Genomic DNA, 17,841 nt, shown 5'->3' with positions numbered 1-17,841 from the left:
TTTGATGATCAACAGGTAGAGGCCGAAGTCCCATTCCGCGCAGACGTGACGAGTCGCCAATCGTCGGGCAGCCCGCGGGAAGTCACCGCCGTCCCTTGGGCCTCGATGTGCACGGTCGCCGGGCCGAGCCGCAGTTCGGTGAGCGCGAGTTTCCCCCACCGTTGCGGCAAGCGCGGGATCACGGTCAGTGTCCGCTTCGGCGTATGCGGCTCCAGGCCCAGAAACGACCGCACGAGCAGCAGGGGCGCGGCGCTGGCCCAGCCCTGGGGCGCGCACGCGGTGGGATAGGGCACCGGTCGGACAAACCGCGATCGGGAAAAGCCGCAGAACAATTCGGGCAGCCGCCCGTCGAACGCGTCGGCCGCGTCGAGCAGACCGCTTGCGAGCCGCTCGGCGAGCTCGACAGCGCCCGGCACGTGCCGGTAGCGCAGCAGGCCGGCGACCGCGATCGCGGTGTCGTGCGGCCAGACCGAGCCGTTGTGGTAGCTCATCGGGTTGTAGGCGCCCATCGTGGTGGCCAGGGTGCGCAACCCGAACCCGGAATCCATCTGCTCGCCGGAAAGCCGCTCGACGATGTCGGCGGCGTGCTGGTCGGTGGCGATACCGGTCCACAAGCAATGCGCGACGTTGCTGGTCAACGCGTCGACACGACGTTTACCGCCATCCAGAGCGACGGCGTACCAACCCTTTTCAGGAAGCCAGAACTCCTCCAAGAACTTGCCGCGCAGGGTGTCGGCCTGATCGCGCAGGCGGCTGGCCGCCGCCGGATCGCCGAAGGCCTCGGCCAGTTCGGCGCGCCCCAGCAGCGCCGCATAGTGGTAGCCCTGCACCTCGCACAGCGCGATCGGCGGTTCGGCCGGGTGTCCCTCGGCGTCGTTGATCGCGTCGTCGCTGTCCTTCCAGCCCTGATGGATCGGGCCGCAGGTGGTCGCCCGCTGGTACTCGATGAAGCAGTCGCCGTCGCGGTCGCCGTACTTCTCGGCCCAGGCCAGCGCGGCGTCTGCGGCGGGAAGAAGCGCCCGCACCGCGGCTTCGTCGGCTCCCCACCGCCAGGCCTCGGCCAGCAGCATGACAAACAGCGGCGTGGCATCGACCGAGCCGTAGCACGCGACGCCACCTCGGGTGTCGTCGGTGCCCGAGCCGCGACGCAGTTCATGCAGGATCCGGCCGGGTTGCTCCTCGGTCATGGGATCGACGTGGCGGCCCTGCAGCCGAGCGAGCCGCCGCAGCGTGCCGATCGCCAGGCCGACATCGAGCGGTAGCGCCATCCACGCGGTCAGCAGGCTGTCGCGGCCGAACAGCGTCATGAACCAGGGTGCCCCGGCCGCGACGAACGGGCCGGCCCCGGCGTCGTCGTCGCGGATCAGCAACGCGCCCAGATCGCTTTCGGTCCGCCGCAACACCTGGGCGAGTACCGGATCATCGGCGCTCAGGTCGGTCGCGGTGTCACGCCATGCACCGAGTTTGCGTGCAGGCGAGGCGGTTTCGCCGGTCCGACTGCGACGCGCCGGTGGCGGCGCGTGGGTCTGGCCGGGCTGCGCGAGGATCTCGGCCTGCCAGCGCTCATGGCCGGGCAGCACGATCTGCCACGACAGCACTTTGGGTATCACGGTGGGGTCTGCGGATGCGATCACCGGCAATGTGCGCAGGGGATCTGCCAGATCGGTGAGCACCAGTTCGGTTCCGAACACGGTGGGTTCCGCGCCGTGCAATGGTGCGCGGCCCTCTTTGACCGCGTACAGGTCGGCGAAATCGGCGTCGACGTGAACCTCGAGCGAGACCACAGTGGTCTCGTCGGTGAGGTTCTCCAGCGTGATGGTTTCGCGCAGGCCCCCGCCGATGACTCGTTCCCGCACCAGCAGCAGGCCGGTATCGGCGAAGCCTGCCCGCGGTGCTCTGCGCAAGACGAACTGTGCCGCAAAGGCTTCCGGGGTCTGCACGGACAGCGCCTCGGGCGTCTGACCGTCCAGCAGGAGCTCGTAGCGCGACAAGAATCGGGTATTGCGGACGAACAACCCGTGCGCGGTTCCCGGAACAATGTCGCCGTGGGTGTTGGACAGACAAAACGTCGAGCCCTCCACGAGGGTGACTGAGCCCGCAGGCGCAGTCATGCGCTCATCTCCATGACCTGGCGATCGACGCGGAGCGCTTGGCGGTAGATGTGCTCGTAGCCGTCGGCGAGTTGCTCGATACCGAAGTGGGCCTGGACGTGTCGGCGACAGGCCTCCGGATCGAGCTGCGATGCCTGCCGGATCGCATCGGGCAGCTCGCGTGGATCATCGCAGATGAACCCGGTGACACCGTCGACGACGACCTCGGGGACTGCGCCGCGGCGCAGCGCGACAACCGGCGTCCCGCAGGCCATCGCCTCGATCATCACCATGCCGAACGGTTCTTCCCACTGCACGGGAAACACCAGGCAACGGGCGTCACACAACAGGCGGCGTTTGGCGACCGCATCGGCTTGACCGAACAGCGAGTCACTTTCCCCCAGCAGGGGCTGGACCATCTCGCGGAAGTAGGCCTTCTCGGCAGGCTCGTCGCACTTGCCGGCAAGAACCAGCGGGACCCCGGCCTGATGGGCGGCCTGCACGGCCAGATGGGGTGCCTTGTCGGCAACAAAGCGGCCCAAAAACAGGGCATAGTCCTGCTTTTCGGCCTGAAATGGCCAATCGTCGATGCGCAGCGCGTTGTGGACGCGGCCCACCCAATTCAAATCGGGCGCCAGTACGCGCTGACGGTCGCTGATAGCGACCAGATGCACGTCGCTGCCGAGGCCGCGGTAGTAGTCGTACAAGTCACCGTGAGCGGGCCCGTGCGCGGTGACCACCAACGGCAACCCGAGCTCGCGATAGGCCGCCGCGTTGAGCGGCCCGGCCAGGGTGTGATCGTGGACGATATCGACCCCGTCGGTCTTGGCGAGCCTCTCGACTGCGCGTCGCGACCGCAGCGCATGCACGACCTCGGGGACCGGCTTCCCAAGCAGCTCGGGCACGGTGCGATCCCACAACGGCTGAAACTGCGCGGCGGTGCCCGGCCGGCCGGCGCCCAGCAGGGTCACCCGATGCCCGTGTGCCACCAGCGCATCGGCCAGATCGGCGACCACCGCTTCGATACCCCCGTATGCGGTGGGCGGAACCTCAAAGTAGGGCGGTGCCACCAAGACGACACGCAGCCGCCGAGGATGACCGTCGCCGTCGGCCAGTCCGGTGCGGAACCGACGGCTGGTTGCCGAACCCATTGCTGCATTCACGGTTTCATCGAGCTTCATCGCCAAGTCCTCCGAAATCGCCAACCACCATCCCCACAGTTAGTCGGATCGTGCGGAAATCCGTAGGGCCTACCGGCTCCCACCCAAAGGGCCCAACGTCCCTTAGCTCAACCGCGGTGCGCGGGTAATTCGCTTGTGGACTGTGTCGGCGGCCAGCACCGCGGGGGCGGTGAGCAAGGCGGCGAGGACGCCGATGAGGCTGGGCGGCGACTGGCCGAGCAGGTGTGCGAGGGGCGGGATGTAGAGGAACGCGGCCAGCATCACCAGCTCGGCGAGGACGGCCCCGATCAGCAGCCGGTTGTCGCGCAACGGGATCTGCCAGGCGAACCGGACGGTGCTGCGGCAGGCGAACGCGTTGGCCACCTGGCCGAAGACGATCGCGGTGAAGGTGGCGCCGGAGGCGGCCAGCATCGTCGCGCCGGCGGGGAACGGATCACCGAACCACCAGCCGGCGGCGAGGAAGGAGATCACGAAGGCGGCAAGGCTGATCGTCGCTTCGACCGGGCCGAGAATGCCGAACGCGCGGGTGAACAGCCTGCGGTCGATCAGGTGTCCGCGAGTCGGTGGACGGTCGAGCACGTGGCTCGCAGGTGGTTCGGCACCGAGGGCTAACGAAGGCAGAACGTCTGTTCCGATGTCGAGGGCGAGCACCTGCAGCACGCCGATGGCCAACGGGAAGGCCCCGCCCGAAAGTGCCCAGACGACAAACGGAGCGAGTTCGGCGACGTTGTCGGTGAGGTGGTAGGTGAGAAAGCGGCGGATGTTGACGAACGTCGACCGGCCCTGCTCCACGGCGGCGACGATGGTGGAAAAGTCGTCGTCGAGCAGAACAAGGTCGGCGGCCTCGCGGGCGACGTCGGTGCCGGAGCGGCCCATGGCGACGCCGATTGCGGCCTCCTGCAGGGCCGGCGCGTCGTTGACCCCGTCGCCGGTCATGGCGACGACGTGTCCGCGGGCTTGCAGAGCTTGGGCGATGCGCAGTTTGTCCTCGGGGGTCACCCTGGCCACGACGGTGCCGTCGCGATCCAAGAGCTCGCCCAGCCGGGCCTGGTCGGCCGGCAGCTCATGCCCGACGAACACCCGATCGCTGCTGCCGGTGAGCCCGACTTCACGGGCGATCGCGCCGGCCGTGTCGGGATGGTCTCCGGTCATCATCGCGACCCTGATGCCCGCCCGCCGGCACGCGGCAAGCGCGGCCGCGGCTGCTGGGCGTGGAGGGTCCTCCAGTGCGATCAGTCCCAGCAAGTTCAGGTCGGTTTCGGCCTCGTCGGCCGTCGTGGGCAGCGCGCCGGTGACTTCCCGGGTGGCGACGGCGATGACACGCAGGCCGCGCCCGGCCAGCCGGCGCAGCGCGTCCGTCGCCCCGGGTTGCGGGCCACAGCGGGACAGCATGGCGTCGGGTGCGCCCTTCACCAGCACCCGGTTTCCGACGACGACCGACATCCGGCGCCGGCGCGCGTCGAACGGGAACCGGGCTCGTTCGGGACGGCTCTGGATCTCGACGTCGACGTCGACGCCGGCGCGGCGGGCGAACGCGTCAAGCGCGGCTTCCATCGGGTCGCCCTGCGCAGTCCAGCGCCCGTGTCTGCGTACCGCCTGGCCCGAAGAGCAACGACGCGCGGCCAGCGCGAGGTCGGCCAGCGGGCCGCTGCAGGCCGGCGGCGTGCAGGTAAGCTCCCCGGTGGGTTCATAACCGTTGCCGGCGATGGTGACCGTGCCGCCGGGCATCCAGACCTCCACCACCGACATCTCGTTGCGGGTGAGTGTCCCGGTCTTGTCGGTACAGATAAACGTCGTTGAGCCAAGGGTTTCCACGGCCTCGAGGTGCCGCACCAGCGCGTGACGTTCAGCCATCCGCTGGGCACCCATGGCCAGCGAGAGAGTGACGGTGGGCAGCAGGCCCTCGGGGACGACGGCCACGCTGACGCCGACGGCGAACAGGAAACCGTCGGCGGCGGGTGTGCCCAGGAGCAACGCGATCGCGAAGAACCCGACACCGACGGCGATCGCGATGGCCGCGATGATGCGCGACACCCGGTCCAGCTCGCGCCGCAGCGGGGTCGGCGGGGGTCGTTGTGACGCAGTGAGTTTCGCGATGTCCGCGAGCCGGGTTCGTGCCCCGGTGGCGACCACCGTTGCTTGGGCCTCGCCTTCTACGATGAAGCATCCCGCGTAGAGCTGATCGCCCGCCGCAGGGTGCTCGGGCACGCTCTCCCCGGTCAGTGTCGAGGTGTCGACCGCCAGCGCGTGCACGGTGTCGAGGCGCAAATCCGCTGAGATGCGGTCGCCTTCGGCCAGCAGCACGAGGTCGCCGGTTACCAGCTCCTCGGCGGGCACCTGAATCGTGGTCCCGTCGCGCACGACGGTGACCTGCCGGGGCAGCAGGCCACGCAGGTGCTCGGCGGCGTGCGCGGCCTTTTGTTCCTGCGCGAAAGCGAACAGCCCGTTGAGCACGATGACCACGAACACCGCAATGCCCAGCTGCGGCATGCCGGCGATGAAGGCCAGCCCACCCGTCACCCAAAACAGCAAGGCGAAAAAGTGCACCATCTCCGAGATCAGGAGCCGCCAAGCCGGCACCTTGCGCCGCACGGGCAGCGTGTTAGGCCCCTCGGCGGCCAGCCGTCGCGACGCCTCGGCCGACGTCAACCCACGCGGCTCGGTCACACGCTCAGCCGTGCTCATGACCGTCGGGCATGCCGTGTGGGATGGCGTCGGGTCCACCAGAGCCCGACAGCCACTGCGACAGCGCACAAGATCGCGGCAATCACGACCGCCGCCGAACACAATGCGATCACTTCGACGGCGGTCATCCGCGCTCCCTTAGCCTTTCACCACTCCCAGCGGCACGAGCCGGGCGACCTTACGCGCCAGCCCGGCACGGTCGCTGGTCTCGATCACTTCATCGACGTCCTTGTAGGCGTCGGGTTTTTCCTCGGCGAGGCCGCGTCGCGAGGTGCCGCGCACCAGGATGCCGCGGTCCTTGAGGCTTTTGCGAAGGACGTCGGCGTTGGTGCCGCGGGCGGCCGCATGGCGGCTTTGCACCCGGCCGGCGCCGTGCGCGGTGGAAAAGAATGCCGGGTTGTCGCCGACACCCACCAGCACGTAGGAGGCGGTGCCCATGGTTCCCGGTATCAGCACCGGCTGGCCTACCTCGGCCAGGTCGGCCGGTAGCGCCGGGTGATGGGGCGGCAGCGACCGGGTCGCGCCCTTGCGATGCACACACAGGGTTCGGGTCTTGCCGTCGACGTGATGCTGCTCGATCTTGGCGAGGTTGTGCGAAATGTCGTACAGCACATCCAACGTGGTCGCCGTGTGCGCCTCGAACACCCGACGGGTGGCCTCGGTGAGCAGCTGCCGGTTCGCGCGACCGTAGTTGGCCGCGGCATTCATCGCGCCCAGGTATGCCTGGCCCTCCGGGGACGCGACGGGCACGCACGCCAGCTGCCGATCGGGCACCGTAATGCCGTAGCGGGACATCGCTGCCTCCATCTGGCGGACATGATCGGTGCAGATCTGATGGCCAAGCCCCCGCGAGCCGGTGTGGATCATCACGCACACCCTGCCCTCGGCCAGGCCCATCCGCGTGGCCACCGCCGAGTCGTAAACCCGGTCCACCGTTTGGACTTCCAGGAAGTGGTTGCCCGAGCCGAGGCTGCCGATCTGACCCAGACCCCGTTCGATGGCCCGCTCGCTGACCGCTGTCGCGTCGGCCCCCGCCAGCACGCCGCCGTCCTCGCAGCGCTCCAGGTCTTCTGCAACGCCGTGACCCTGTTCCACCGCATACCGGGCGCCGCCGGAGAGCACGCACTCCAGGGTCGCGCGGTCGCGCACCCGCCACACGCCCTTAGTGCCCACCCCGCGCGGTATCGCGTGGTCCAGGTGGTCCATCACCGCACTGATCGACGGCTGGAGTTGCTCGCGGTCGAGGTCGCGAGCCACCAGCAGCCGCACCCCGCAGGAGATATCGAAGCCGACCCCTCCGGGGGACACGACCCCGCCGTCATCGACGTCGGTTGCCGCCACGCCACCGATCGGGAATCCGTAGCCCCAGTGAACATCTGGCATCGCAAACGACGCGCGCACGATTCCTGGCAGCGTGGCCACGTTGGCGACCTGAGTCAGGGCCATGTCCTCGTGTTCGTCGGGCAGCAGCGCTTTCGTCGCGTACACGATCCCGGGCACCCGCATGGCGCCTTCTTGCTCGATGCGGAATCGGTACGGCGTTTCTTCGATGATCTTCATCCGCTCGGCCTCCCTCACACATCAAGCGTCACCAGGCATCGCCAGCCGGCATCACCGTGCGACAGCCGGAGATCATTGAGGGACACCGCCTTTGGCACCGCGCCCACCTGGGGCAGGGTGCTGGCGTCGACCATCTCGAAGATGACCTCCACGCTGTTGCCAGTGTCGCGCAGGGTGAGGTCGACGGGCGCTTCACCCTCGACGTCCAACAAGTAGATGACCTCCTCGAGCACGGCGACCAGCAGATCGTCGTCGCGCTCCTGCGTGAGCCGGGACCGGCGGGTGTGCGTCGGGCCGGCTACCGCGGTGTCCACAAAGCTTTCGACGGCGCCGAGCACCGCTTGCTTGATGCAGCCATCACGGGTGGGCGCCCACGCCTCGATCCGCAGATCAGCCGTGTGCGGCACGCTTCGATGCCCTGATGTGCTGTGCACCATGACTTTTCGACTCCCGCTACACGCCGGGCACATCCTGCTGGTGATTTTGGTTGGCGCGATCCAGCAGCTCGACGACTTCGTCGTCGGACGTCTGAGTGAAGTTGCGATAGCCCTGACCCACGGCGAAGAAGAACTGCGGCGTTTGTAGGCACACAATTTCGTCGGCGTAGCCGGTGAATCTCTCGGCGATGTCGGCACCGGCGATCGGCACCGCCAGCACAACCCGGCTGGCACCGCGGGCGCGGGCGACCTGACAGGCTGCTTTGGCCGTCGCGCCGGTCGCGATGCCGTCGTCGACGATCAGGGCGGTGCGGCCCGCCAGCGGGATCGGCGCACGTCCGCTGCGGAAGCGCTCCGCGCGGCGCTGCAGTTCGGCCCGCTGGTCGGCTTCGACCGCCGACATCTCCTCCTCGGACAGGCCGGCGTCCCGCACGACGGCGTCGTTGATCACCCGCGCGCCGTCCTCTCCGATGGCGCCGAAGGCCAGCTCGGGATGGAACGGCACCCCGAGCTTGCGCACCAAGAGGACATCCAGCGGTGCCCGCAGCGTTGTGGCGACTTCGAAAGCCACCGGGACGCCGCCGCGCGGCAAGCCCAGCACGACGATGTCCTGGCCGCGCAGTGGTTTCAGACGCTCCGTGAGCTGGCGCCCGGCATCGACGCGATCCGCGAACGGCCGCGTGTCATCGCGCAACGACGCCAATCGGTGGGCCAGCCACCGTAAGGCATCCTCGCGGTTACGGGACTGCGTCATAACCCCAGTGTGTCGCGCATCGGCGGCGTAGCGAAGGGCCATATGACCATTGCCGTCGGGACCAAGGCCTTCGATGGTCACAACGCTCGGTAATCCCCGTCCGAGGGTTCAAATCCCTCCGCACTGCCATTGTGATGTCTCAAGACATACGAATAGCCCGAACCCTCGTTTAGGGTTTGGGCTTTTTTGTTGGTCGACCGCTGGGCATGCCGCGGGGTTGGTAGTCGCGGGTGGGGTCGAGTGTTAGCTGGCGGAGGAGTTCGCCGGTGGTGGCGTTGATGATGCGGATGTTGAGGTCTTGGACGAGGACGAGTACACGGGTGCGAGCGTGGGTTCGTCCGACGCCGATGTGGTGTAGGCGTCCGGCGTGGCGCAGGGTGAGTTTTCCGAATTGGTCGATGCGGTCGGTGCGTACCCGGTTGTGGGTGTCGATGGATGTTGCTGGGTTGGCTTTGGGTCGGGCGGTGTAGGCGGTGGCGGGGGTGGCGTGATGGGGCAGGGATCGGTGTGGGCGGCGGTGGTTGTATTCCTCGGCGAAGGTGTCGAGTTGGGTTTGTAGCTCGGCGAGGGTGGGGGCGCGGGGTTGTCCGTTGATCCATTTTTTGAGGGTCTGGCGGCAGCGTTCGACTTTTCCGCAGGTGGTGGGGTGGTTGGTGGTGGAGTTGATCTGGGTGACGCCCAGGCGGTGTAGCTCGTTTTCGAATGCGTTGCGGCCACCTTTGCCGCCGGAAAGGCGGGTGGTGAAGACCATGCCGTTGTCGGTCAGGGTTGAGGCTGGAATGCCATGAGTTGCATAGGCTTTGCGGAATGTGTCGAGCACGATGGGTCCGGTGATGCGCAGGTGGGCGGTCAGCGAGAGGACGTAGCGGGCATGGTCGTCGAGCCAGTCGAGGATCTCCACGTGAGAGTGGTCGGCTAGCCACCAGTGGGTGAAGTCGGCTTGCCAGCGTTCGTTGGGTTGTTCAGCGGCAAAGCGGATGTAAGAGGACTTGGGCCGCTTGTGCGGGTGGGGTGCGATCAGCCCGGCCGCGCGCAGATGCCGGTAGATCGAGGCGGCCGAGACGATGCACCCATGGCGGTGTTGCAGATGCCAGGCGATCGTGTACGGCCCATTGTCGAGGCCTTTGCTCGCCAGCTTTTCCCGAAGCTCAATGATCAGCTCGATGGTGTCTTGCGCCAGCCGGGTGGGGGTGGTGTGCGGCCGGCGTGAGCGCGGCTGGAATGCGGCCTCGCCCTCCAGACGGTAGCGGGCCACCAGCCGGCTGACCCAGCCCTGGGAGACCCCATACTCGAAGGCCACCTCAGATTGGCTGCGGCCCTCAACGACAACGGCAGTGATGACTAGACGAGCCTTCGACACCCGCCGACAGTCGGGCGCTCACCTTATTCCGATGTCTTGCGACACGCTATTCGCATGTCCTGAAACCACACACCTCCGCACCGCCAACTGCCCCGCCGGTGTCTGCGCAGTTCAACCAGTGTTTTGCGGGTGGTGGCATCGGCTTCCACCCCCGGGGAACAGCCTCTCGGGCGCCGGGCCAGTACTCACGACTCCTGAAATGCAGTAGTCGACTACTCAGGACAGACCTTGCGAAAGCGCTGAGCATCGTGATGCGGGCCCAACGCCGGCCAGCAACACCTTCAAAGCGCCAACGGAGCAAAACAATGGCTAGCAGCGCCTACTCATGGAATCCGGCACCCGATCCGGCCCGCAGCACCGCCGCTCACCAGCGCCGGCCGGACCGCGGCAACTTGGTCGGCAGGAATGTCGGCCACGCTGTCATCGAAGGCCGGGTCCGCAACGTCGACAAAGGAATGCCGATCAACAACCAGGCCATAGTGCACTTCCGAGTCGAGCAATTCGACCGCGATGGCACCCGGCGCAGGATGGTATCGGTCCAGTACACCTCCTCCGGCGGATCGTTCGGCGGCAAGGATCTCGCGATTCATGACGGCGACCTGGTCCGGGTGCACGGGCAATGGGACGACGGCAGCATCGTCGCGCAGCGGGTGGAAAATCTCACCACTGGGGCGTCCAGTAAGGCCCCGAAGCCATTCAGCCCGCTCAAGCTTGTGATGATCGGCGCCGCCGTGCTGCTCGTCCCGATAGTGATCTTCTTAATCGGTACCTTCGCCGTCATTCCGATTTTCGAGAAGCACGAACGAGACACCACAAGCAGCTGGTGCCAGGACATGGTCGACGCCGGAATGCAGCCGCCGGCTTCGCAGTGCGGTACGCCATGACGGTCGCCACCGTCAGCGGCACCAGCCTCGACTACATCCAGCGGGTCGGTTTCGAACCACCGCAGGTGGAGCAGACCCGGGTCACTAGAGCACCGGCCGGCTCGCGAACGATGCTGCATGTCAGCGGGATCGGGCGACTGGGCAAGCACGAGAAGACGTCGCACCAGGCCGATGACATTCTGGGTGTCGACGACCTGTTGGTCGGTATGCACACCTCGCGGGTGCCGCTGGCATTCCGCGTGGGTCACATCGGTGGTACGGCGCGTGTCGAGTTCGGCACGTGGCTTCCCGGCACCTCCGACGGCACGGCGTTGGCGCGCCACACCCAGCTGTTGGAGTCCGGGTTGCGCTCGCTGTATCCCTCGATCGACATCACCGCGGTCGAGGCGCACGCCGGTCGGTGGCCACGAGGCGGACTGGTGATGGGAGTCCCGACGTTCAAGCTCCCGACCACAGGTGAGGGTGTCCGCCAGGTGGACCGACTGCTTCGCGCATTGTCTGGCCGCGACTGGTCCGCCCTGGTGTTGGCCCAACCCATCGATGACGCCCCGGTGCGCGATCTGAGGCTGCGCCTGATCAACGAGATGCGCGCAGTGCAGACTGATGCTGTCGATTTCGGTGTGCCCAGCCCGCTGGCCGAGAGTTACCTGGAAATGCTTGCCGCGCAGTTGGAAACGCTCAACAGCGGCCAGGGCGCAGGCACCTGGCGGACGGCCGTTTACATCCTGAGCGATCACGCCGGATATGACGAAGTGGCCAGCCTGTGGCGGGGGATCTACTTCGGCAACGAGTCGACACCTGAACCACTGCGGGTGTTCGACCGCGCTGATGCGCCAGCGCTGGCCGAGGCCTGGGCGTTGCCGGACCCGGTGGCAGCCGACAACCCGCCGGGGTACTACCGCCACCCGTTCCAGCACCAGACGCTGCTGAACTCGGCTCAGCTGGCCACCTATCTACAGTTGCCGCAGGTGGAGACACACGGCTTCGCCATCAAGGACATCGCGGACTTCGACGTCGTCACCGCCGCGCCCAATGTCGGCGACGTCACGCTCGGCCACATCATCGAACGGCGGATCGTCACCGGGCATACCTATTCCTTCGATCCCAACCGGTTGAACCGCCACGGGTTCATCTCCGGGGTGACTGGATCGGGCAAGACCAATACCGTGTTCCAGATCATCGGCGAAGTTGCTGCCCGTAAGATTCCGTTTCTGGTGGTCGAGCCCGCCAAAACCGAGTACCGGGCCTTACTCAATGATCCTGAGATCGGTTCCGCAATAAGCGTTTTCACGCTCGGTGACGAGCTGGTCTCACCGTATCGACTGAACCCGTTCGAGGTGCCCGACGGCATTCCCGTTTCGGTCCACCTCGACATGCTGCGGGCGGTGTTCAATGCGAGCTTCGGCATGTGGACCCCGCTGCCGCAGGTGCTGGAGACCTGCCTGCATGAGATCTACGCCGATCGGGGCTGGGACATCACCACCAACACCAACCCGCGCCTGCGGGGGTGTCGTGACCGGTCGCTGGCGTTCCCCACGCTGACCGAACTTGTCCGCAAGGTCGAGGTCACCGTCCCCAAGCTCGGGTACGACGAGAAGATCGCCAACGACCTCAGTGCCGCGTTGCGCACCCGGTTGAACAGCCTGCGCACCGGTGGCAAGGGCCGGATGCTGGACACCCGCCATTCCCTGGACTTCTCAGAGTTGTTGAGCCGGCCCACCATTTTGGAGCTGGAAGGGATGGGCGATGACGATGACAAAGCCTTCCTGATGGGTTTGGTGATGATCCGGCTCATCGAACACCGGCGCGCCCAAGGCGATTATGACGGGCTGCGCCATCTGTTGATCATCGAGGAAGCGCATCGGCTGCTGGCCAACACCGCACCCAAAGGCGGCGGTTCGGAAGGCGAAGGCGATATGAAAGGCAAGGCGGTAGAGACATTCTCGAACCTGCTGTCGGAAATCCGGGCCTACGGACAAGGCGTGTTGGTGGTCGATCAGGTCCCCACCAAATTGGCACCGGACGTAGTGAAGAACACCAACCTGAAACTGGCACATCGATTGGTCGCCGGCGACGACCGCCAGGTGGTGGCCGACGCCATGGTGATGACCAAAAGCCAGGAGTTCGCCCTGGCGACGTTGCCGGTCGGCTGGGCGGTGGCCTTCAACGACGGCGAGGACGCATCGCTGCTGTTGCGCATCCAACGCCGCAAGGGCGGTACGGGTACCTGGCCCACCGACAGCGACGTGCGAGTCCGGATGACCGGCGCCATCGCAAACACAGGGTGCGCTGAATTGGTGGCCTGCCCGCGCGCTTTGAACATCGTCGAAACCCCCTCGGTGAAGCGAGCATTCGGTCGGTCGGTGTTGTCCGCCATCTACAACCCGGGCGGACTGGGCCGGACCTGGCCGGATCTGGTGAGCCTGGTCGAGCCGCTGCGGCCTCGCAATGTCAACCGTGATGTGTTGCTACGGTGCGTCATTCACCGAGGCGCCGAGCAATGGGCCGATGCCGCGGGTGCACGTAGCGGGTGGACCTTCGATGACACCGCCAACGTCGCCGAACTGATCGGTCGGGCGATGAGGGCAGCGCAGGACGGAAACGACAGCGATCCGGCGCTCGAGGAACTGCGCCGGCAACTTCGGATGCTGCGCGGCGAAGGCTTCGGTCCGTTCCCCGCATGCGGTCAGATATGGGCCACCGACCCCACCGACGCGTGCGCGTGTGCGGTTCCGGTAGCCGAGCTCGTGGCCTCCGGACAGTTCAACGATGAATGGGTCACCGCACGCAACGACGACATCAGCAACGACGGCCTGCCCGCAACCTGGAATCTGTGCGGTGACGCGGCTTTTGAATTGGTCGAACTCCCATCGGATGAGGTACCGGACGAGCACGCGGTGCAGGTACGCGATACGGCGCACCGCGTGAGGCTCTGCTTCGCCCAGCAGATGCTCGGCGCCGCCAAGGGGGCCCACCCCGCTGCTCAACGGCGTTCGCTGGCAGCTCTGTTCACCGAACGGCAATTCGAAATCGAGCTCGAAAAAGAAGGAGAAGACAATGGCTGACAACATCACCAAGGATCGGACCCGCAGGACTGAAAGGCAGGAGCAGGAGCGGCGCAACCCGCGCGACCGCGGCGACTTCTCCCGGTCCTACCGGAACTGCCCAGGCGATGCCGACACCGACAAGAAGACCGGCGACCAGCGCACCGGCGCAGGTGACAACAAACGGCCGTGGAAAGAAACCGACAAGTCCGGCAACATCCACACCAAGAGTTCCGAAACCAGGACAACGAACGACGGGTCAAAGCACACGACGACCACCAGGACATCCGACTCTTGGACGGACAAGAAGAGCGGAATCGAACGCCAAAGAGACACCGAGACAACGGTCACGAAGGACAAGTCCGACTGCAGCACGACAACGTCGAACACGACCACCGATAGGACGACTCAGAAGGACGGCAAGACGACGTGGAAGGTGACTACCCAGACCGAAACTCGCGATAGGAACAACAACAAGACCCACGAAGAAAAGCAGACGAAGACCTATTCCGCGGACAACAAGTGGGGCATCTGACCCGCGCCGACGCGTGAGGTCCGGCACCGCCGGGAAACTGCCCCGGCTACCGCCGGGCCGATGTGACCTTCGAGCGCGCTGTTGAGGACTTTCGACCCCTCGCGCCATGGCGGGGTGGATGGGATGGTTTTCGGTGCCGGGGAAACCGGTGGTCTGTCCCGAAGAGCGGCATGGTCGAGTAAGGGCGATAAGGCGTGATCGCGACCTCAATGCGGTAAACGCACATGCCGCCTTCGGGCAGATCTGTGTATCCGCGGGGGTCCAAGGTGGCTAGCAATTCCGACATCGTGACCGTGCTGCTGGGCGGGGACGTCATGCTCGGCCGTGGCGTCGATCAGATCCTGCCCCATCCGGGCGAACCGGTGTTGCACGAACCGTATATGCGTGACGCTCGGGGATATGTGCGGCTGGCCGAGTATGCCAACGGGACGATTCCGCGCCCGGTGGACTGGGATTGGCCTTGGGGCGAGCTGCTGGGGATTCTCGAGACCGCCGCACCCGACGTCCGTCTGGTCAACCTGGAGACAACGATCACCACCGCCGGAGAATTCGCCGAGCACAAAGCGGTGTGTTACCGCATGCACCCGGACAACCTGCCCGCACTGACCGCGTTACAGCCCGACGTGTGCGCCCTGGCCAACAACCACATTCTCGATTTCGGCTACCAGGGGTTGACCGACACGGTCTCGGCTCTCGCTCAAGCGGGAATCCAGGGCGTCGGGGCGGGGGACGATCTGGCCACCGCGCGGCGCCCGGCGGCGGTCCCGGTCCACGGTGAACACCGGGTGCTGGTCGGCTCGGTCGGGGTGACGTCCAGCGGCGTTCCCGACTCGTGGGCCGCGCGTCACGATCGGCCCGGGGTGTGGTTGATCCGCGATCCGTCAGCGTGTGTCGCCGACGGTGTCGCGGCAGAAGTGCTGGCGCACAAGCGTGGCGGCGATATCACGATCGTCTCGGTGCACTGGGGACCCAACTGGGGCTACGCCGTGGCGGCTAACGAGATCGCGTTCGCGCACCGGTTGATCGACGCCGGTATCGACATCGTCCACGGACACTCCTCACACCATCCCCGCCCGCTTGAGATTTACCGCGACAAACCGATCCTGTACGGCTGCGGTGATGTCATCGACGACTACGAGGGCATCGGCGGCCGCGAATCGTTCCGCAGCGAGCTCAGGCTGCTGTATCTGGCCCGTATTCATCGCGTCAGCGGTGTCATGGTCTCGCTGCAGCTGATTCCGCTGCGTGTGCGGCGGATGCGACTCGAGCGTGCCTCGCAGGCCGACGCCGGGTGGCTGCGCACCACCATCGAGCGCATCAGCCGCCGGTTCGGCATTCGTGTCACATCTCGACCCGACGATCTACTGGAGGTCGTCTCCTTGCGCCGCGCCGCGGACACTCGGATGACTCCGGCGAGGGTCGGCGGCTAAACGGACAGCTGGTCGATGAACCAGTCGCGGGCCAGCGCCGCAACCTGTTCGAGGGCGCCGGGTTCCTCGAACAGGTGGGTGGCGCCGGGCACCACAGCGAGCTCGCACGGTCCGGGGATGGCGGCCTGTGCGCGCCGATTCAGCTCGAGCACAACCTCATCGCGGCCGCCGACGATGAGCAGCGTCGGCACCACGACGTCGTACAGATACCTGCCGGCCAGATCGGGCCGGCCGCCGCGGGACACGGCCGCCTTCACTTTCACCTGGGGATCGGTGGCGGCGACCAGTGCGGCGCCCGCGCCGGTGCTGGCGCCGAAGTAGCCGATGGGCAGTGGCGCGGTGTCGGGCTGGGCGGCCACCCAGGCGGTGACGTCGACGAGCCTTCGGGCCAGCAGTTCGATGTCGAACACGTTGGCGCGGCTGCGTTCCTCGGCCGGGGTGAGCAGATCGAACAGCAGGGTGGCCAGCCCAGCCTGGTTGAGCACCTCGGCGACGTAGCGGTTGCGGGGGCTGTGCCGGCTGCTTCCGCTGCCGTGAGCGAAAACCACGATGCCGCGCGGCGCCTCGGGGATCGTCAGGTGCCCGGTCACCGTCACCGGCCCTGCGGTCACGTCGACCTCCTCGTCACGCAACAGCGGGTCGCCGGCCAATGCGGTCTCGTCGTAGCCTGCGTGGGCACGGCCGAGCAGCGCGATCACTTCGTCGTCGGAGGTCTTGCGGAATCGGCGGTAGCCCTGCCCGACCGTGACATAGCCGTAGAAGGGGGGCGTTTCCAGACACACCACCTCGTCGGCGTATGAGCGCAACATGTCGACGACGTCCGGCGAGCCCACCGGGGCGGCGAGCACAATCCGCTCGACACCCTGGCCGCGGGCCGCCTGACACGCCGCCTTCGCGGTTGCCCCGCTTTCGAACCCGTCGTCGATGATCAGCACCACCCGCCCGGCCAGCGGGATGCCGTCGCGACCGTGCCGGTACAGGTCAACCAGATGCCGCAGTTGGCTTTGTTGCGCGGCTTCGACGTAGTCGACTTCTTCGCTGCTTACCCCGGTGTGCTCCAGCACGGCGTCGTTGATCACCCGCACCCCGCCCTCGGCGATGGCGCCGAACGCAAGCTCGGGCTGAAACGGCAGCCCGAGCTTGCGCACCACCAGCACGTCCAGCGGCGCCTGCAGGGCCTTGGCGACCTCGAAGGCAACTGGTACTCCGCCGCGCGGAATGCCTAGTACGACGACATTTTCACCGCGCAACGACTCCAGGCGCTGGGCCAGCCGGCGGCCGGCATCGGCACGATCGCGGAACAACTGCATGTGGTCAAGTGTGTCGCGATGCGCCGATGCGCCGAAGGGTCCAACGGCCACTCATGTGCAGGACTTATGCCCTGACGGCGTCGATCTTGTCGAGGTAGGAATCCAGCCCCCAACGCGCCATGTGGGCCTGATACCAGGCCTGGGTCAGCGTCGGCGCGCTGGTGTAGCGCTTCGGATCGGCCGTGGCCATGGTGCGCTCAGTGAGCAGCGCCATCAATTCGGCACGGTTGCGATCAGCCGGGGTCGCCCAGCGCAGTCGGTCAGTGGCAAGTGTCGTCATTTGTCCAAAGCGAACGCGACAGGCTCGCTTGGTATTCCAAGCGTTCGGGCGGTCTATCGCTGTTGTTTAAGACTTTTCGCGATCTTGATGCTCTTGCGTCTCCTTACCCTCCTGGGCCGGGGCTTTGCGCTCACTCACCGGTCGACGCGATCGGAAGTATGTCTCCGCCATCAGCAGGCGCCGGATCGCTTCCAGCGCACGATTACTGGCCACCACTGTGCTCCTCCTGTCACGAAGACCGCGGCATCGGCGACGGCGTGAAAGCCGGCATTGTCGACGACGCGAGCGACC

General features: G+C 66.6%; 12 protein-coding genes and 1 pseudogene. 4 read left to right on the top strand and 9 right to left on the bottom strand.

Annotated features, from left to right (window positions below; translation table 11 throughout):
• Positions 1-8 precede the first annotated feature (8 nt).
• The 7 genes and pseudogenes from MSP7336_RS06350 to MSP7336_RS06320 form a co-directional block, all read right to left on the bottom strand.
• Positions 9-2,111 (bottom strand): amylo-alpha-1,6-glucosidase, encoded by a 2,103-nt coding sequence (locus MSP7336_RS06350; RefSeq protein ID WP_113963313.1) that lies wholly within the window; start codon positions 2,109-2,111, stop codon positions 9-11.
• Positions 2,108-3,241 (bottom strand): glycosyltransferase family 4 protein, encoded by a 1,134-nt coding sequence (locus MSP7336_RS06345; protein WP_084226564.1) that lies wholly within the window; start codon positions 3,239-3,241, stop codon positions 2,108-2,110. Before MSP7336_RS06345 ends, MSP7336_RS06350 begins: the two co-directional genes overlap by 4 nt.
• 132 nt (positions 3,242-3,373) lie before the next feature.
• Positions 3,374-5,956 carry a cation-translocating P-type ATPase gene (locus tag MSP7336_RS06340; RefSeq protein ID WP_113963312.1) on the bottom strand — a complete coding sequence of 861 codons (2,583 nt, stop codon included), beginning with the start codon at positions 5,954-5,956 and terminating at the stop codon, positions 3,374-3,376.
• A gap of 138 nt (positions 5,957-6,094) precedes the next feature.
• Positions 6,095-7,534: an RtcB family protein gene (locus MSP7336_RS06335; protein ID WP_280524356.1), complete on the bottom strand. Its 1,440-nt coding sequence runs from the start codon at positions 7,532-7,534 to the stop codon at positions 6,095-6,097.
• A complete protein-coding gene (locus tag MSP7336_RS06330) occupies positions 7,531-7,986 on the bottom strand; it encodes an archease (RefSeq protein WP_084226556.1) in 456 nt (151 codons plus the stop codon). The genes MSP7336_RS06335 and MSP7336_RS06330 overlap by 4 nt, the downstream gene beginning before the upstream one ends.
• Before the next feature lie 10 nt (positions 7,987-7,996).
• Positions 7,997-8,647 (bottom strand): annotated as a pseudogene (locus tag MSP7336_RS06325) (phosphoribosyltransferase); the annotation flags it as partial.
• Positions 8,648-8,876: 229 nt separating this feature from the next.
• Positions 8,877-10,067 (bottom strand): DDE-type integrase/transposase/recombinase, encoded by a 1,191-nt coding sequence (locus MSP7336_RS06320; RefSeq protein WP_113963309.1) that lies wholly within the window; start codon positions 10,065-10,067, stop codon positions 8,877-8,879.
• Between the two features lie 305 nt (positions 10,068-10,372).
• Between MSP7336_RS06320 and MSP7336_RS06315 the strand changes: the two genes are divergently transcribed.
• The 4 genes from MSP7336_RS06315 to MSP7336_RS06300 all read left to right on the top strand — a co-directional run bounded on the left by MSP7336_RS06315 (position 10,373) and on the right by MSP7336_RS06300 (position 15,960).
• On the top strand, positions 10,373-10,951 hold the full coding sequence (locus MSP7336_RS06315) for a hypothetical protein (protein ID WP_069397340.1): 579 nt from the start codon (positions 10,373-10,375) through the stop codon (positions 10,949-10,951).
• Positions 10,948-14,016 carry an ATP-binding protein gene (locus tag MSP7336_RS06310; RefSeq protein ID WP_142706753.1) on the top strand — a complete coding sequence of 1,023 codons (3,069 nt, stop codon included), beginning with the start codon at positions 10,948-10,950 and terminating at the stop codon, positions 14,014-14,016. The genes MSP7336_RS06315 and MSP7336_RS06310 overlap by 4 nt, the downstream gene beginning before the upstream one ends.
• On the top strand, positions 14,009-14,530 hold the full coding sequence (locus MSP7336_RS06305) for a hypothetical protein (protein ID WP_113963307.1): 522 nt from the start codon (positions 14,009-14,011) through the stop codon (positions 14,528-14,530). The genes MSP7336_RS06310 and MSP7336_RS06305 overlap by 8 nt, the downstream gene beginning before the upstream one ends.
• Before the next feature lie 266 nt (positions 14,531-14,796).
• Entirely contained in the window at positions 14,797-15,960 is a 1,164-nt protein-coding gene (locus MSP7336_RS06300; protein WP_113964796.1) for a CapA family protein, read from the top strand.
• On the opposite strand, the gene MSP7336_RS06295 is transcribed toward MSP7336_RS06300, so the two are convergent.
• Both MSP7336_RS06295 and MSP7336_RS06290 read right to left on the bottom strand, forming a co-directional pair.
• Positions 15,957-17,270: a phosphoribosyltransferase family protein gene (locus tag MSP7336_RS06295; protein ID WP_113964795.1), complete on the bottom strand. Its 1,314-nt coding sequence runs from the start codon at positions 17,268-17,270 to the stop codon at positions 15,957-15,959. The two genes, MSP7336_RS06300 and MSP7336_RS06295, sit on opposite strands and share 4 nt — an antisense overlap.
• A 64-nt stretch (positions 17,271-17,334) precedes the next feature.
• Positions 17,335-17,550: a hypothetical protein gene (locus MSP7336_RS06290; RefSeq protein ID WP_069397337.1), complete on the bottom strand. Its 216-nt coding sequence runs from the start codon at positions 17,548-17,550 to the stop codon at positions 17,335-17,337.
• Positions 17,551-17,841: the final 291 nt, after the last annotated feature.

Origin of the sequence: Mycobacterium shimoidei, from assembly GCF_900417275.1 — a bacterium.
Lineage (GTDB): Bacteria > Actinomycetota > Actinomycetes > Mycobacteriales > Mycobacteriaceae > Mycobacterium > Mycobacterium shimoidei.
Note: the sequence above shows the minus strand (reverse complement) of the source record. Positions and strands in the feature narration are given on the sequence as shown.

Bases quoted from the DNA above. Each gene is read 5' to 3' on its own strand.
- MSP7336_RS06315 (WP_069397340.1), top strand. From the start codon at position 10,373: ATGGCTAGCAGCGCCTACTCATGGAATCCGGCACCCGATCCGGCCCGC.
- MSP7336_RS06310 (WP_142706753.1), top strand. From the start codon at position 10,948: ATGACGGTCGCCACCGTCAGCGGCACCAGCCTCGACTACATCCAGCGG.
- MSP7336_RS06340 (WP_113963312.1), bottom strand. From the start codon at position 5,956: ATGAGCACGGCTGAGCGTGTGACCGAGCCGCGTGGGTTGACGTCGGCC.
- MSP7336_RS06330 (WP_084226556.1), bottom strand. From the start codon at position 7,986: ATGTGCCCGGCGTGTAGCGGGAGTCGAAAAGTCATGGTGCACAGCACA.
- MSP7336_RS06345 (WP_084226564.1), bottom strand. From the start codon at position 3,241: ATGGGTTCGGCAACCAGCCGTCGGTTCCGCACCGGACTGGCCGACGGC.
- MSP7336_RS06295 (WP_113964795.1), bottom strand. From the start codon at position 17,270: ATGCAGTTGTTCCGCGATCGTGCCGATGCCGGCCGCCGGCTGGCCCAG.
- MSP7336_RS06305 (WP_113963307.1), top strand. From the start codon at position 14,009: ATGGCTGACAACATCACCAAGGATCGGACCCGCAGGACTGAAAGGCAG.
- MSP7336_RS06290 (WP_069397337.1), bottom strand. From the start codon at position 17,550: ATGACGACACTTGCCACTGACCGACTGCGCTGGGCGACCCCGGCTGAT.
- MSP7336_RS06350 (WP_113963313.1), bottom strand. From the start codon at position 2,111: ATGACTGCGCCTGCGGGCTCAGTCACCCTCGTGGAGGGCTCGACGTTT.